This is a genomic window from Pseudomonas sp. ASL7, from assembly GCF_056680375.1.
Genome location: NZ_CM155279.1, coordinates 6,048,753 through 6,063,686, shown reverse-complemented (window position 1 = coordinate 6,063,686; position 14,934 = coordinate 6,048,753). Strand labels below are relative to the sequence as shown.

14 protein-coding genes are annotated in these 14,934 nt (G+C 60.1%); 6 read left to right on the top strand and 8 right to left on the bottom strand.

Annotated features, from left to right (window positions below):
* Positions 1-36: 36 nt before the first annotated feature.
* From AC1MDT_RS27975 to dinG, 3 genes are all read right to left on the bottom strand, one after another.
* Positions 37-1,182 (bottom strand): serine hydrolase domain-containing protein, encoded by a 1,146-nt coding sequence (locus AC1MDT_RS27975; protein WP_480419907.1) that lies wholly within the window; start codon positions 1,180-1,182, stop codon positions 37-39.
* A gap of 236 nt (positions 1,183-1,418) precedes the next feature.
* The gene (locus AC1MDT_RS27970) at positions 1,419-3,929 is read right to left on the bottom strand and encodes a beta-galactosidase (protein ID WP_480419906.1); all 2,511 of its coding nucleotides are present in this window, start codon (positions 3,927-3,929) and stop codon (positions 1,419-1,421) included.
* 95 nt (positions 3,930-4,024) lie between these two features.
* Positions 4,025-6,169, bottom strand: a complete 2,145-nt coding sequence (gene dinG / locus AC1MDT_RS27965) for an ATP-dependent DNA helicase DinG (protein WP_480419905.1) — start codon at positions 6,167-6,169, stop codon at positions 4,025-4,027.
* A gap of 99 nt (positions 6,170-6,268) precedes the next feature.
* Between dinG and AC1MDT_RS27960 the strand changes: the two genes are divergently transcribed.
* Positions 6,269-6,733 carry a CopD family protein gene (locus AC1MDT_RS27960; RefSeq protein WP_480419904.1) on the top strand — a complete coding sequence of 155 codons (465 nt, stop codon included), beginning with the start codon at positions 6,269-6,271 and terminating at the stop codon, positions 6,731-6,733.
* 104 nt (positions 6,734-6,837) lie between these two features.
* Here AC1MDT_RS27960 and AC1MDT_RS27955 read toward each other — a convergent pair whose 3' ends face one another.
* The 4 genes from AC1MDT_RS27955 to AC1MDT_RS27940 form a co-directional block, all read right to left on the bottom strand.
* On the bottom strand, positions 6,838-7,596 hold the full coding sequence (locus AC1MDT_RS27955; RefSeq protein WP_480419903.1) for a collagen-like protein: 759 nt from the start codon (positions 7,594-7,596) through the stop codon (positions 6,838-6,840).
* Entirely contained in the window at positions 7,589-7,867 is a 279-nt protein-coding gene (locus AC1MDT_RS27950; RefSeq protein WP_480419902.1) for a DUF1145 domain-containing protein, read from the bottom strand. Before AC1MDT_RS27950 ends, AC1MDT_RS27955 begins: the two co-directional genes overlap by 8 nt.
* Positions 7,868-8,015: 148 nt before the next feature.
* Complete coding sequence (locus AC1MDT_RS27945) at positions 8,016-8,729, bottom strand: PA1041 family peptidoglycan-binding anchor lipoprotein (protein WP_480419901.1); 714 nt, start codon at positions 8,727-8,729, stop codon at positions 8,016-8,018.
* An 88-nt stretch (positions 8,730-8,817) separates the two neighbouring features.
* Entirely contained in the window at positions 8,818-9,513 is a 696-nt protein-coding gene (locus AC1MDT_RS27940) for a PA1041 family peptidoglycan-binding anchor lipoprotein (RefSeq protein WP_480419900.1), read from the bottom strand.
* A gap of 190 nt (positions 9,514-9,703) precedes the next feature.
* Between AC1MDT_RS27940 and AC1MDT_RS27935 the strand changes: the two genes are divergently transcribed.
* From AC1MDT_RS27935 to AC1MDT_RS27920, 4 genes are all read left to right on the top strand, one after another.
* Positions 9,704-10,201, top strand: a complete 498-nt coding sequence (locus AC1MDT_RS27935; RefSeq protein WP_480419899.1) for a DUF6231 family protein — start codon at positions 9,704-9,706, stop codon at positions 10,199-10,201.
* 4 nt (positions 10,202-10,205) lie between these two features.
* The gene (locus tag AC1MDT_RS27930; protein WP_480419898.1) at positions 10,206-10,682 is read left to right on the top strand and encodes a YchJ family protein; all 477 of its coding nucleotides are present in this window, start codon (positions 10,206-10,208) and stop codon (positions 10,680-10,682) included.
* Positions 10,683-10,839: 157 nt separating this feature from the next.
* A complete protein-coding gene (locus tag AC1MDT_RS27925) occupies positions 10,840-11,325 on the top strand; it encodes an LEA/WHy family protein (protein WP_480419897.1) in 486 nt (161 codons plus the stop codon).
* Between the two features lie 5 nt (positions 11,326-11,330).
* Positions 11,331-11,540: an SEC-C metal-binding domain-containing protein gene (locus tag AC1MDT_RS27920; RefSeq protein WP_480419896.1), complete on the top strand. Its 210-nt coding sequence runs from the start codon at positions 11,331-11,333 to the stop codon at positions 11,538-11,540.
* A gap of 107 nt (positions 11,541-11,647) precedes the next feature.
* Here the strand turns inward: AC1MDT_RS27920 and AC1MDT_RS27915 are convergent, their stop codons facing one another.
* A complete protein-coding gene (locus AC1MDT_RS27915) occupies positions 11,648-12,208 on the bottom strand; it encodes a cysteine hydrolase family protein (protein WP_480419895.1) in 561 nt (186 codons plus the stop codon).
* A 263-nt stretch (positions 12,209-12,471) separates the two neighbouring features.
* On the opposite strand from AC1MDT_RS27915, the gene AC1MDT_RS27910 reads away from it, so the two are divergent.
* Entirely contained in the window at positions 12,472-14,922 is a 2,451-nt protein-coding gene (locus AC1MDT_RS27910; RefSeq protein WP_480419894.1) for a penicillin acylase family protein, read from the top strand.
* Positions 14,923-14,934: the final 12 nt, after the last annotated feature.

The window sequence follows — 14,934 nt, the reverse complement described above, 5'->3', positions numbered from 1 at the left end:
TTTCTGGTTCCGGCAGTGTAACCTTTTAAGCGAGATTTACAGACAAGTGGCCAGTACTCGCACAAGCCTTTGCGCGCGCGGATCCATCAAGACGTACGGCCCCAATGTGTTTGTCACAAAACCGAAGGCGACATCGTATTCCGGGTCGGCAAACCCGATGGAGCCGCCAGCGCCCGGATGGCCGAACGCCCTTGGGCCAAGGCCGAAGGTTGCGTTGGGTACGTCCGGTTGATCGAGCATGCAACCCAGGCCGAAACGGGTCCGGGTCAGTAACGTCTTGTCCTCGCCAATGCTGTGTTCGCGCGTGAGCTCATCGAGCATCTCGCTTTCCAGCAGGCTGCCATCGAGCAGACCGGCGTAAAACCCGGCCAGACTGCGAGCATTGCCATGGCCATTGGCGGCCGGTTGCTGCATTCGCCGCCACTCTGGCTTATTGGTGCTGGTCATGATCGAGGGCGGGTTAGTGAAGGCCCGGGTGGTCATGGCCGTCGGCTCGCGCAGGGTCACTTGCAGCAAACGCTGGGCGGCAGCATCACCGACGTTGCCCTTGCCCCGGGCGATATGCGCCACGCGATGGAACTCTTGATCCGCCAGACCGACATGGAAATCCAGCCCCAACGGCTTCGCGACCCGAGCCACGATGGACTCGCCCGGTCCACGACCGTCGGCACGGCGCAACAATTCACCCACCAGCCAGCCATAGGTGATCGCCGCATACCCATGACCTTCGCCCGGCGTCCACCACGGCGATTCAGCGGCCAGGGCATCCACCATGGTTTGCCAGTCGTAAAGCGCTTCAGGCGCCAGCAATTCGCGCAGCGCCGGCAAGCCGGCCTGATGGCAGAGTAATTGGCGTAGCGTCACGGATTCTTTGCCCGCGGCGGCGAATTCGGGCCAGTAGCGGGCAACCGGTGCATCCAGTTGCAGCTTGCCTTCGGCGACCAGTTGCAGCGCGGTGACGGCGGTGAAGGTCTTGGTGCAGGAGAACAGGTTAGCGATGGTGTCGCTGTGCCAGGCCTCAGTGCCGTCCTTGTCGGCGGTGCCGGACCAGAGATCGACGACTGTTTCACCACCGATCTGGATGCACAACGCTGCGCCACGTTCCTGAGGATCGTCGAACAGCGCCGCAAAGGCTTCGCGCACCGCTTCGAACTTAAGCTCGTAATGACCCTGAATCTGCACCCGTAACTCCCCTGCTCAACGCACTACAAAGTGGCCCGCATTGTTCCAGCCCTTGAGGGTTTTGGGAACAGTGTTGGGCTCGGCGGTCGGTCGCCTTGGAAATAATCAGACATTTTTATTGCCTTTGCGGACGCCTTCGCGAGCAGGCTCGCTCCCACACTTGATCTCAGTCGCACCGAAGATCCCCTGTGGGAGCGAGCCTGCTCGCGAAGAACGATAACGCGGTATATCAGGACTCAGTGACCATTTCCAGAATGCCCACCTGCATGGCCAGCGCCGGGCCCCGTTCCTTTACCGGCGTCGCCTTTTCTACCGCCCTCGGCATCGCGGCTGGCTTTATCCGCTTCTGCCTTGGCCTTCTCCGCCTCTTTACCCAACTGATCGACAGTCGCCAGGTTGCTTTTGCGCACGCTGTCGACGAAGCCCTGAAACGGCAGATCAGTAATTCCCACCAGGCCGAAGTGACCATTCTCGCCATCCAGCAGACGTCCGGTCACCGGTTGATCGAGATATTGGAACCAGTGCACACCGACAATCGACGGCTCACTGATCGCCTGTTTCAGGAAGTTGGCGTAAGCCGGGCCTCGATCTTCTTCCTTGGCCAGTTGCGTCACACCGCCCCAGAACGGGCCGCGATCAGTCGAACCGAAGTTGAACTCGGTGATCAGCACCGGTTTGTCGAGACTGCGCAGTTTGGCAAAGTCGTAACCGTCCTGCGGTTGCAGGGTGTACATGTTGAAGCTCACTACATCGCAGTATTGGGCGCAGGATTCAACGGCTTCCTGGGTGCTGATGGCAAAGCGACCGCCCAGCAACAGCTGGTTCGGCGCGTGCCACTTGAGCGAGTCGGAGATGGTTTTGAAGTAAGTGTCGGCGAAGACCTTCTGGAAGTATTTGAAGTCAGCTTCGATTTCCGGGTGTTCGGCGCTTGGCAGCGGCGGCACGAAGCCTGGGTCTTCCATCAACTCCCAGGCCGGCAAGTCGATGCCCCAGGCTTTGGACAGGCCCGCCTGATTGCGGTATTTGTCCCGCAGTTGCTTGAGAAACGCGCGTTTTGCCGGCACGTCGGTCGTCATTTTCAAGGTGCCGTAGGCTAGCGCATAGCGAGCCTTCGGGTCGTCACCGGGACCGGCCCAGGCCAGTTCGTTGTCGGCGAAATAACCGATCAGCCACGGATCGTCGCGGTGATCGCGGGCAGCGATGGCCACGGCACGTTCGGTGGCCATGGCGAAACGCGGATCGAACGGGTCGGGCATGCCGCCCCACCAGTCGGTACCGGTACTGATGCTGGCGTAATCGCCGACGATCGACAGCGGCAAGGTGTATGGCACGCGATCAGCGCTGGCCAGCACTGGCGCGCTCCAGTTGCCCAAGGTGTTGAAACCCCAGGCCTGCAGGCGATCCAGGGTGTGGCTGGCCCAGCGTTGTTCATCCACCACCGCTTTGCAGGGTTCGGCGGGCGCTTGCTCAGCCGCTTTCGCGACTGTAGCGTCGGCTGCCCCAACCTTGGCCGCTTCGGCGACACCGGATTCAGCCGTTGAAGGTGCGACCGGTTGCTCGTCAGCCTTCTGCGCTGTCGCCTCTGCCGCGTCGGCTTTGGCCGCTTCGGCGACGCCGGCCTTGGTACCGCTGCCCAATGCACAGGGGTTGCCAAACAGCCGCTGCAAATTGGCGCCATAGAAGTCGTACCAGCGACCGGCGTTATAGCCACGGCCCTGATCGACGCCGTTGCCACTACGGTTGTCGCCTTCGCCATAGTGGCTGGCAAGTGGCTCGTCGGGTTTGGGCAGGGATTCGAACATCCACTCGCGACCGGCGATGTAAGTCTGATTGACGTCGGGGGCGACGGTGTTAACCCCCAGCGAATAGAACGGGTGCCCTTGCGGGGTCACCAGGTACCAGCGACCGTCACGTTTTTCAGTGCGGAAAAAGCCGCTGGCCTTGAACGCCGGTCCTTTGTTCCAGCCGCCGAACATGTCCAACGATGACTTCTTGCGCTCGGCCAGCCATATTTTCAGTTGTTGCTGTTCTTTGGCGGCGGCGCTTTTCAGTTGCTCATCGCTACTGACCTTCTCTGGCCATTTGGTCCGGGTGGATTGGCCGTAGGCGTCCACCAGAGCGCCATAAACCGCTGGGGTCACCCCGTCGCCGTCCTGCACGCCAAAGCGCTCCAGCAGGATGCTCTGGGCGACTTTCGGTTGGTCCATCGACAAGGTCACCGACACCACCTGACCGCGGTCCAGCTCACCGGCGCTGCTGGCCAGCAACACGCGCTGACCGTCGACCGTCATCGGCATCGGCGGCCCGGCTTTCATGCCCTGACTCAGCGGCGAACTCGCCACCAGCGGCACCAACAGGGTCTGCGCAGGGCCTGCGGGCAAGTCGACACGGCTGAACAGCGTTTTGCCATCATTGCTCTGGATTTTCACGTACAGGGTCACGGCCCAGTTCATCGCGCTCTGGATCCGCAGGCTCATGACGCTCGACTGTGACCAGTCCCAGGCGCCGGTTTGCGGGGTCAGGCGCAGGGTCGGTTGCGCCACCGGGTTGAATGTCACCCGGCGCAACACTTCGCCTTCGGCTGTTTGCTCCGCATTGGATTGCGGCAAGCTGGCATCCTGAGTTGTCACCTGGACCACATCGGCCGGACGTACAAAGTTGAACAGCGTCTGTTGGCCGGCAGGGGCCGCCAGCAAAGGGGCTGCGAACATCAGGGCAAAAATAGCGGGCAACGAACGGCGAATCATGAGAACGAAATTCTCCCTAACGACCAACAATGGCCAGTGGAAAAGCGATGGTAGAGAGATAGACAACGCGGTGGGCACATTTGCCCACCGGTGTATCAGGAAATTTCGCGACGGAATGGCGGCAACGCATTGAGGATCGCTTTGCCATAGCGCTGGGTCACCAGGCGCCGGTCGAGCAAGGTGATGGTGCCTCGGTCCTCTTCGGTGCGCAGCAAGCGACCGCAGGCCTGGACCAGTTTCAGAGAAGCATCCGGCACGGAGATTTCCATGAACGGATTACCGCCCCGGGCTTCGATCCATTCAGCCAGTGCCGCTTCGACCGGGTCATCGGGCACCGAGAACGGAATCTTGGCGATCACCACGTGCTCACAATACGCGCCGGGCAAATCGACACCCTCGGCGAAACTTGCCAGGCCGAACAGCACGCTGGAATCGCCGCCATCGACGCGCGCCTTGTGCTTGTTCAGGGTTTCCTGTTTCGACAGGTTGCCTTGAATGAACACTTGCTTGCGCCAGTCGCGGTCTAGGCCGTCGAACACGTCCTGCATCTGTTTGCGCGAGGAGAACAGCACCAGCGTGCCGCGAGAGCCCTCCACCAGAGCCGGCAGATCGCGAATGATTGCCGCGGTATGGGCCGGCGCATCCCGAGGGTCGGCTTTCAGGTCTGGTACCCGCAGCACACCGGCATCGGCGTGATGGAACGGGCTGGGGACCACCGCCGTAACGGCTTTTTTTGGCAGCCCGGCGCGCATGCGGAAGCGGTCGAAAGTGCCCAGTGCCGTCAGGGTCGCCGACGTCACCAGCGCACCGTAAGCCACGTTCCACAAATTGCGCCGGAGCATTTCCGCCGCGAGGATCGGGCTGGCATTGACCTCGATATCGAACAGCGAACCGCTTTCGGCCAGGGTCAGCCAGCGCGCCATCGGCGGGTTGTCTTCCGGGTCTTCAGCGGTGAACGCAGTCCACAATTCCCAGTTGCCCGAAGAACGGGACAACAGGCTGCCGAACAGCGGATACCACTCTTCAGCCTGGTTGCTGGCGATGCCGATGTTGACCTCGCCATCCATGCCTTCCTTGAGCAATTCAGTGAGACGGGTAAACACATCGGTCAGGCGGGCGAAGCCTTTCTTCAGCTCAATGCCCATTTCGCGCATGTGCTCGGGAACGACCCCGCCAACGAAGCGATGACGCGGTCGCTCACGACCTTCGACGTCTTCGCCGGGTTTGAAGTCGGCCACCTGCTCGCACGCGGTGAACATGAACTGCTGCTGGGTTTTGATCTCACGGGCCAGTTCTGGCACCTGCTCGATCAACTTGCCCAGATCGCCCGGCAGCGGGTGCTGGGCGAGCAATTTGGTAAGGTTCTTGGCGGTGGTTTCCAGCCAGTCGGCCGTAGAGCGCAGGCGCGTGTAGTGGGCGAAGTGACCGATGGCCTTGTCCGGCAGGTGATGGCCTTCGTCGAAGACGTAAATGGTGTCGCGCGGGTCTGGCAATACAGCACCGCCGCCCAAGGCCAGGTCAGCCAGCACCATGTCGTGGTTGGTGACGATCACGTCGACCTTGCCCATGCCCTCGCGGGCCTTGTAGAAGGCGCACTGGCCGAAGTTCGGACAATGACGGTTGGTGCATTGGCTGTGATCGGTGGTCAGGCGCGCCCAATCGGCGTCTTCCAGCGCCGTGGACCAGCTGTCGCGGTCGCCGTCCCACTTATTGCCGGCGAGCTTCTCGATCATGCTGGTGAACAGCTTCTGGCTGGCCTCATCGACTTCGATCTTGAAGCCTTCTTCTTCGAACAACTGCGCGGTGGCGGTTTGTGCGTGGCCTTCCTGAAGCAACATGTCGAGCTTGGACAGGCACATGTAGCGCCCACGCCCCTTGGCCAGGGCGAAGCTGAAATTCAGCCCGCTGTTGCGCATCAGGTCAGGCAAGTCCTTGTAGACGATCTGTTCTTGCAGGGCCACGGTGGCCGTGGCGATCACCAGCCGTTTGCCGGCAGCCTTGGCGGTCGGGATTGCCGCCAGGCTGTAGGCCACGGTTTTACCGGTACCGGTGCCGGCTTCCACCGCGACAATCGCGGGGTCGCCACTGCGCCGGCCTTCGTCATCGGTGTCGATGTCACCGAGGACTTTGGCAATTTCGGCGATCATCAGACGTTGACCGTAGCGCGGTTTGAGGCTCTTGGCTTCGAGAAAACGCGAGTAGGCGCCCTGGATCGTGGTTTTGAGTTCGGTGCTGATCATGGATTGTCGGGCGCAAAAAACGCTGGATAAATTTTCAGTGATTCGGATCGGCCGCTATCATACCCCGCTAATTAATCCCGCGCAGAACGGAGTACCTCAATGACACCTTTTGGCATCGTTTACACCCTGCATGTCCTGTCCGCCCTGGTATGGGTGGGCGGAATGTTTTTCGCCTGGATGGTCCTGCGCCCCGCCGCGATGAAAGCCCTGGAAGGTCCACCCCGGTTGAAGCTTTGGGTAGAAGTGTTTCAAGGTTTTTTCCGCTGGGTCTGGGTGGCGGTGGTGCTGTTGCCGATCAGTGGTGTGGGCATGATTCATCTGCAATATGCCGGTTTTGAAACCGCACCGCGTTATGTACAGGTCATGATGGGGTTGTACGTGGTGATGACCGCGCTGTTTATCCGGATTCAGGCGTTGATGTTGCCCGAATTGCGTACGGCGGTGGCCGCGCAGGATTGGCCGACAGGGGCAGCGGTGCTGGGGAAAATCCGGCGGTTGGTGGGGATTAATCTGATCGTCGGATTGGTGCTGGTGGCGATCGCTGCGGCCCGGCCGATGTTCTAAAAGCATCGCGAGCAGGCTCGCTCCCACAGTGGAACTCGATCAACTGTGGGAGCGAGCCTGCTCGCGAAGACCATCGATCAGACGACACACATTTCAGAAACAGCTTACAACCGCTGAACCGTCACCGAACCTGCCGCCCCCGCAGGCCCTGGCTGGCCGTCAGCGCCTGGTTTGCCATTCTTGCCGCCATCGGTCTGGTAGACGAAACAGCCCTTGGCTTTACCGCCTGATCCCGGCTTGCCGCCAGGACCGGCCACGCCACCGGCGCCGCCAGCGACCTGAACCTTGATTTGCTCGGCCGGGAAATCTCGCGGCACTTGCAACCGTACCAGCGCACCGGCTGCACCGGGCTGGCCGTTACTGCCATCACTGCCGTCGGCACCGCCACCGGCCTGGCCCCAGGTGCAACCCGGCGCCTGACCATTGGCCCCATCGAGACCGACAAAACCCGGAGCACCCGCGCCACCACGAGCGTCGACCAACAATTGTGGCGCCTTCAGAGTTTTGATTTGCAGATTCAGATTGCGCCCGGATCGGGCGGCCTTGAGGTAAGTCCCCGGCGCACCGCGAGCGGTGATTTGGCTGCCTTCCGACAATTCGGCATGGCTGACGTTCAGTGCCAGTGGCTGCTCACTCGGCACGATGGCGATCCGCGCTTCACGACCCAGGTGCAATTGGCCCACGGTGACTTCGGTCACGTTAGACGGGATCAGCAACGTGCCGTAATCGGCGACTTCCAGACGTTCCAGCTGCAAGGTGCTGGCAGTGTTGGGCAAACGCATCAGGGAATTGGTTTCGACACTCACCACTTGGGCGCAGGCGAACGGGCTGATAAGCGCGGCGAGCAGACAGAGTTTATGCATGGGAAGCCTTAGGTGCAGTCGGAGCGGGGATGGTTTGCAGGTGGAATACGCCGAAAAGAAGAATCTGCAGGCGATCCAGCCAAGGGTGAGCGCGACCTTTGAGGCTGCGGTTGCAGAACATCACCTCAAGAAGATGAAGGCCCCCTGACAGGCTGCCGGCCACATTGAGCATCAAGTGCAACGGATGGACAAACGGGATGAGCAGATTGGCCAGCACCACCAGCCAAAACAGCAGGGTCAACAGCTTCCCCAGCCCCCAAAACACCTTCATACGCGCCCCCGCTGAGAATTATTATTTGCACGCACAGTAACGGCTTCCATGCGGGATAAGCCAGAGGGCGAGGGAAAATTCTTCAGGCAGACCGCCGAATGGCCGTCGGATCAATAGCATTTGTGGTCCGACGGCTCTATCACGGGGCTCAGCGATTAATGCGCAACTCTACGCGACGATTTTTCGCGCGCCCCTCTTCGGTTTCGTTATCGGCCACTGGCTGACTTTCGCCTTTGCCTTCGCTGGTGAGTTTGTCCGGTGCCAGGCCCCGATTGAGCAAGTAGGCCGCCACGCTGCTCGCGCGGCGTTCCGAAAGTGCCTGGTTGTAGGCTTGCGAACCCACGTTGTCGGTATAGCCAATCACCTTGATGCTCACCACATCCGCGCTTTGCAGTTTGTCCATCAGCGAATCAAGCTGACTCTGTCCCGCAAGGGTCAGGTCAGACTTGTTGAAGGCAAACAGAACGGCGTCGTCCAGGGTGATGACTTCCGATTGCACAGGTTCGGCCGGCTTCACGCTGGCCGGGTATTGCGGCAGCGGGCAACCGTGATGATCGACAGGCGTATTGGCGGGAGTATGGGGGCAGCGATCACGTCGGTCGAAGACGCCATCGCCATCTTCATCGCCATCCTGTGCATAACAGATCAAGCCGCCGGTCAAAATCCCGAGTGCTGCTCCGCCGGCCGCCCAACCGCCACTTTCGATCGCACCCAGACCTCCACCGACCAGCCCGCCGATGACGCTGCAAATTGGCCAGTTACGTTGATTGAGGGGGGCAGTGCCATCGCTGTGTGTAGCGCAACCGGTCAACAGGCTGCCAAGCAGCAGAACCGGCATGACGGCCCGTGTGAGAACACTCATGGTCAAAGCTCCTGTGTTACCGGCCGTTGCCGGTTACACAGGAGTAAAGACCCGCATCCACGACTGCACAAGCCGGGATGCGAGGGGGCTAGCGATCGATTTTGATTTCAGTACGACGGTTCATGGCGCGGCCGTCAGCGGTTTTGTTATCGGCAACCGGCTGGCTTTCACCGGCACCGGAAACAGACACGAATTCGCTGCGAGGTACACCTTGGGAAATCAGGTACTCGACCACCGAGTGCGCACGACGATCCGACAGTTTTTGGTTATATTTGCTGCTACCGACGCTGTCAGTATGTCCGGTGACGGTCAGTCGAGCAGTGGGGGCTTCCTGTTTCAGGCGAGTAGCGATCTTGTCGAGTGCCTCTTTATCCGAAGCGGTGAGTGTGGCCTTGTCGAACTGGAAGTGAACATCGCGGATGACAATGACTTCTTCCTTGACCACCACGGCCTGTTCAACCACGGGTGCTGGTGCGGGGAAAGGGCAACCGTCAGCATCGACTTTCACGCCTCTAGGCGTGTGCGGGCACTTGTCGCGACTGTCCGGCACGCCATCACCGTCTTCGTCGCCATCACCGTGAACCCAGCAATAGGCCGCTGCGGTGCCGCCGACAAGCAGCGCACCATACCCAGCCCATGACGAGCTTTCGGTCGCGCCGAGCCCTGCACCCACGACACCACCGACCGCCGCACAGGTCGGCCAGTCGGTTTTCTGCAAACCTGCGCAACCAGTCAACACACTGGTTAGCAGAACCAAGGGTAATGCTGTCCGAACTATGCTCATCTAGTTTTCTCCTGAGGGATCGGCTTAGAACCGATTCTGGTAGTAAAGACCCGACTTTTAATCTCCGCCAGCAATAGGCCATTGCTGTTTTTTCGTGTGTTCAACAGTGTTCGGTTCTTTTTGAGGAAAGACGCTCTAGGCCCGAGCCTTTGAGCACGCTAGTCTTGGCACCTCTGATTGAGGATCTTCGATGATTGCAGGTATTTCTTCGCGCACCCCGCAGCAGGCGTTGGCCGCGTTGCTGGATCGTTACGCCCCCGCGCGTCTATTGCTGATTGGCGCCAGCGAGTTCCCGGCACTGGAAGCGTTCAAGCTCGCGCACCCGGACTGCTGCGTTGCGCACGCGACGCCGGGCCCCTTGCCTGCCGATTTGGCCGCACGCCGGTTTGACCTGGCGCTGGTTGTCGATTGCCTCGAACACTTACCCAAACGCGATGGCCTGAATTTGCTCGGAGGGATCCGCAACCTCAATGCCAGTCGCATTGCGGTGCTGGCGGACCTGCCGGCGAGCGGCTGGCAGGAGACCGATTTTTTCTCGCTGGCACTGCAAGCCAGTGAACGCTTCCAGCGCGATGATCAAGTGCTGACGCTGTTCACCTACGATCTGCTTGACTACAAACAAGTACCCGACTGGCTCAACTCCCGGTTTTGGGCCAATCCGGAAAACTTCGGGAAATATTGGTGGTAACGCAATGAGTACATCCATTTGCCCTTGCGGCAGCGGCACCCTGCTCGACGCCTGCTGCGGTCATTACCATGACGGCCATCCGGCTCCCTGCGCCGAAGCCTTGATGCGTTCGCGCTACAGCGCTTACGTGTTGGGCCTGATCGACTATTTGGTGGCGACCACGTTGCCCGCGCAACAGGCCGGCCTCGATCGTCAATCCATCAGCGACTGGAGCGCGCAAAGCACCTGGCTGGGCCTTGAAGTGGAAAGCTCCGAGGTCTTTGGCGGGCAGCCGGAACACGCTTTCGTCACCTTCACTGCGCGCTGGCATGACGGCAGTGGTGAACACAGCCATCGCGAGCGCTCGTCGTTCGTGCAGAACGCCGGCCATTGGTACTTCATTGACCCCACTGTCCCCCTCAAGGCCGGGCGTAACGATGCGTGCCCCTGCGCCAGCGGGCAGAAGTTCAAGAAGTGTTGTGCAGGTTATTTTGACCGTTAGGTCCCCTTGTAGCAGCTGGCGAAGCCTGCGTTCGGCTGCGAAGCAGTCGTAAAATCAGGTAGCGCGGTGTTTCAGGTAGCCCAGGTCAGCAGGATTTGCGACTGCTACGCAGCCGAACGCAGGCTTCGCCAGCTGCTACAAGGAAGGGAGTCACTCCATGCTCAGTCAGCGGCACGCCTTACAGGCCCTCACCCTGCTCCTGTTTTTGGGGCTCGCAGGTTGTGCGTCATGGTTCGGCGAGGATGAGCTGGAACCCCAAGTGCACCTGGTCAAGGTCGAAGTGGTCCGGGCCAAACTGCTGGAGCAGAAATTCCTGCTGCACTTTCGCGTCGACAATCCCAACGACAGCGATCTGACCGTGCGAAGCCTGGAGTATCGTATTCACTTGGGCGACATGCTATTGACCGAAGGCGAACACGAACATTGGTTTACGGTGGGGCCCAAGCACAGCGCCTATTTCAAGGTGCCGATCCGCACCAACTTGTGGCCGAAGATCCGGGACTTGGTGAAACTGCTGAAAAAACCCGACCAGCCCATTCCCTATCGTCTGGAAGGCGAATTGGAAACCGGTTTATTCATCGCGCACTACGTGCACCTTGCGCGTAATGGCGTGATAATCCCCGCCGATTTAATTCCGGAGTAACAGCAATGACTCAGCAACCCCATGTCCATGGCCCTGACTGCAACCACGATCATGACCATCAAGACCACCATGATCACGACCATGGCCATGTCCACGGCCCGAACTGCGGTCACGCCCACCAGGAACCGGTGCGCAACGCCCTGAAAGACGTGGGCCGCAACGACCCTTGCCCATGCGGCAACGGCAAGAAATTCAAGAAGTGCCACGGCGCTTGAGGCTTAAGAAGCATTTGTTCTTCGCCTGTTGAATTGCCTTCGCGAGCAGGCTCGCTCCCACAGTTGAAACGCATTCCAGTGTGGGAGCGAGCCTGCTCGCGATGGCGTCAAGAAATCCCCTCCAATACCCGCCCGCTGCTGACAACGGTTGCATATTCCCCCTGCAAATTCCCCAACGACATCGCATGCACTTCCTCGGCACAATGCTGATTACCGAAATAATCGGCCTTGTCGAACGTAAAGCACGCATCCTCCGCCACCCACGCCTCAAACCCCAGGTTACCGGCCGTTCGCGCCGTGGACTCCACCGAGTTGTGGGTCGCCACACCGACGATGATCAACTGATCGATCCCTGCTTCTCGCAACCTCGCTTCCAGTCCCGTTGCACAAAACGCATCCGGCACCTGTTTCTGGATCAGCTGCTCACCGGCCAATGGCTGGAATCGGTCCTGAAACTCCACGCCCGATTGCTGCGGCCAGAACACCGAGTCCGGTGACCGGGACAAATGCTGCACATGAATCACTGGCCGCCCGGTTAATCGCCAATGCCCAAGCAATTCGAGGATTCGCTCCTCGGCCTGGGGGTTATTTCGCCGACCGAGTTTGGGGTGCAAGATGCCTTTCTGTTGGTCGATGATGATCAGCGCTGCGCTTGTCTTAAGCTCCATGCCCACTTTCCCCCTGCAAGGTCATTGAATTTTCCGTACTTCAACATCGCCTCTTCTATACAGGCAAGCCATCCAATGCAAACAGGGCTGCCTGCCAAAATCCTGAGCACACCGTCCCGTCCCTCGCCACAGGTAGAGCGTTATCCGCGGGTGTGCAGTTTGACGAGCAAATACTGAAATAAGATCCATGCCCCGCTTGCGCGCCCCCCTCCTGCTCACTAACGTAGCGCCTTTACTGACGCTACCCCCGCAGGAGCTTTGCCATGGCCTCGCCAGCCCTTACACATTTTCTTCCCCGGTTCGGCGTTGCCGCAGCAGTGGCCGGTGTTTTGAGCCTGACGGGTTGTCAGACCTGGAACCCTCAGGACACCCTCCCGCCGACCACCGGCGTGCAACCGCTCAAAGGCCTGGCGCAGAACGTTTCGGTGCGCCGTAATGCCTTCGGCATGCCGTTGATCGAAAGCAACAGCTTCCATGACGCGTTGTTCACCCTCGGCTACGTCCACGCCAGCGACCGCATCACGCAAATGGTCACCTTGCGTCTGTTGGCCCAAGGCCGGTTGGCGGAGATGTCCGGTTCGGACGTGCTCGATGCCGACCGCTACATGCGTGCAGTTAACCTGAAGAAAAGCGCCAGCGAGCTGTATAAGGCGTCTTCACCGCGCCTCAAGCGTTTCTTCGAAGTCTATGCACGCGGGGTCAACGCCTACCTGTTCCGCTACCGCGACAAGTTACCAGCGGATCTCGCAGCCACCGGCTACAAGCCTGAATATTGGCAGCCAGAAGATTCGGCGCTGATTTTCTGCCTGCTGAACTTCAGCCAATCGGCCAACCTGCCGGAGGAAATCTCTTCGCTGGTGCTGGCCCAGACCGTCACCACTGACAAACTGGCGTGGCTGACGCCGTCCGCTCCTGACGAAAAACTGCCACTGGCTGAAAGCGAAAAACTTCAGGGCATCAAGCTCAATGGGCAAATCCCGGGGCTGGCCGAGCTCAGCCAAGCCACCCGTCAACTGTCCGATCTGAATCTGCTGGGCGCCACGTCATCGAATAACTGGGCCATCGCCCCGCAACGCAGTCGCAGCGGCAAAAGCCTGTTGGCCAGCGATAGCCATGGTCCCCTGGGCGTGCCATCGTTGTTCAGTTTTGTGCAGATTCGTGCACCGAAGTACCAGGCCTCTGGCGTGACCATCGCCGGATTGCCAATGGTGCTCGGTGGATTCAACGGCAAAGTGGCGTGGAGCATGACTTCGGTCATGGGCGACAACCAGGACGTGTTCCTGGAAAAAATCAAACGCCAGGGCAACGGGCTTTCCTACGAGGTCAACGGCAAATGGCAGCCGGCTGTCGTTCGCAACGAAACCTACTTCGTCAAAGGCCAGCGGCCGATTCGCGAAGCGGTGTACGAAACTCGCCACGGGCCACTGCTCAATAGCGCCCAAGGCACCGCGCTGGACAATGGCCTTGGCCTGGCGCTGCAGACGCCGAGCTTCACCGACGACAAGACTCTGGACGCGTTTTTCGACCTGTCCCGGGCGCAGAACGTCGAGAAAGCGTCGGATGCCACCCGTGAAATCCGCGCCATCGCGCTGAATATGGTGTTTGCCGATGCCAACCATATCGGCTGGCAGGTCACCGGTCGTTACCCGAACCGTCGCGAAGGTGTAGGCCTGCTGCCATCGCCAGGCTGGGAAGGTCGTTACGATTGGGACGGTTACGCCGACCCGATGCTCCATCCCTACGATCAGGACCCGGCACAAGGCTGGCTCGGTACCGCCAACCAACGGGTCATTCCCCATGGCTATGGTATGCAACTGTCCAATTCATGGTCGGCGCCGGAGCGTGGCGAACGCTTGGCCGAACTGGCTGGCATGGGCAAACACGACACGCGCAGCCTGATCAACATGCAATACGACCAGACCACGACCTTCGCCGCAAAATTGAAAAAAATGTTTGAAGCTCCGGGCATGTCCCAACCGCTCAAACAGGCCATCGAAGCGTTGCCCGTCGCTGATCGTGGCAAGGCTCACGAGGCATTGGCACGCTTGATGGCGTTTGATGGCACGCTCAGCGCCACCTCCGCCGACGCAGCGATCTATGAGCTGTTCTTGCAGGAAAGCACCAAGCAGATCTTCCTCGACGAACTGGGTCCGGAAAGCAGTCAGGCGTGGAAAGCGTTTGTCGCCAACGGCAATTTGTCCTACGCAGCGCAGGCCGATCACCTGCTAGGGCGCGAGGACAGTCCGTTCTGGGATGACACACGCACGCCGCAGAAGGAAGACAAACCGACGATCCTTGCGCGCAGCCTCGCGGCGGCCATCACCGCGGGCGACAGCCAGTTAGGCAGCGATCACAAAGCCTGGCAGTGGGGCAAACTGCACCGCTACGAATGGAAGAATACCAGTGGCAAGACGGTGCGCGGTCCATTGGCGGCGGGCGGCGATCACACCACCCTGAACACCGCGGCGTTCGCCTGGGGCCAGGACTTCAACACCACGTTGGCACCGGGCATGCGCTTTATCGTCGACTTCGGTCAGGCCGAACCGTTGATGGGGCAGAACGGCACCGGCCAATCCGGCAACCCGGCCAGCCCGAACTACCTCGACAGCATCGATCCATGGCTCAAGGGTCAGTACATGAGCTTGCCAATGCAGCCGCAAAACTTTGACAAGGTTTACGGGAGCAAGCGGTTGACCCTGACACCGGGTAAATAAACCCAGAACCTG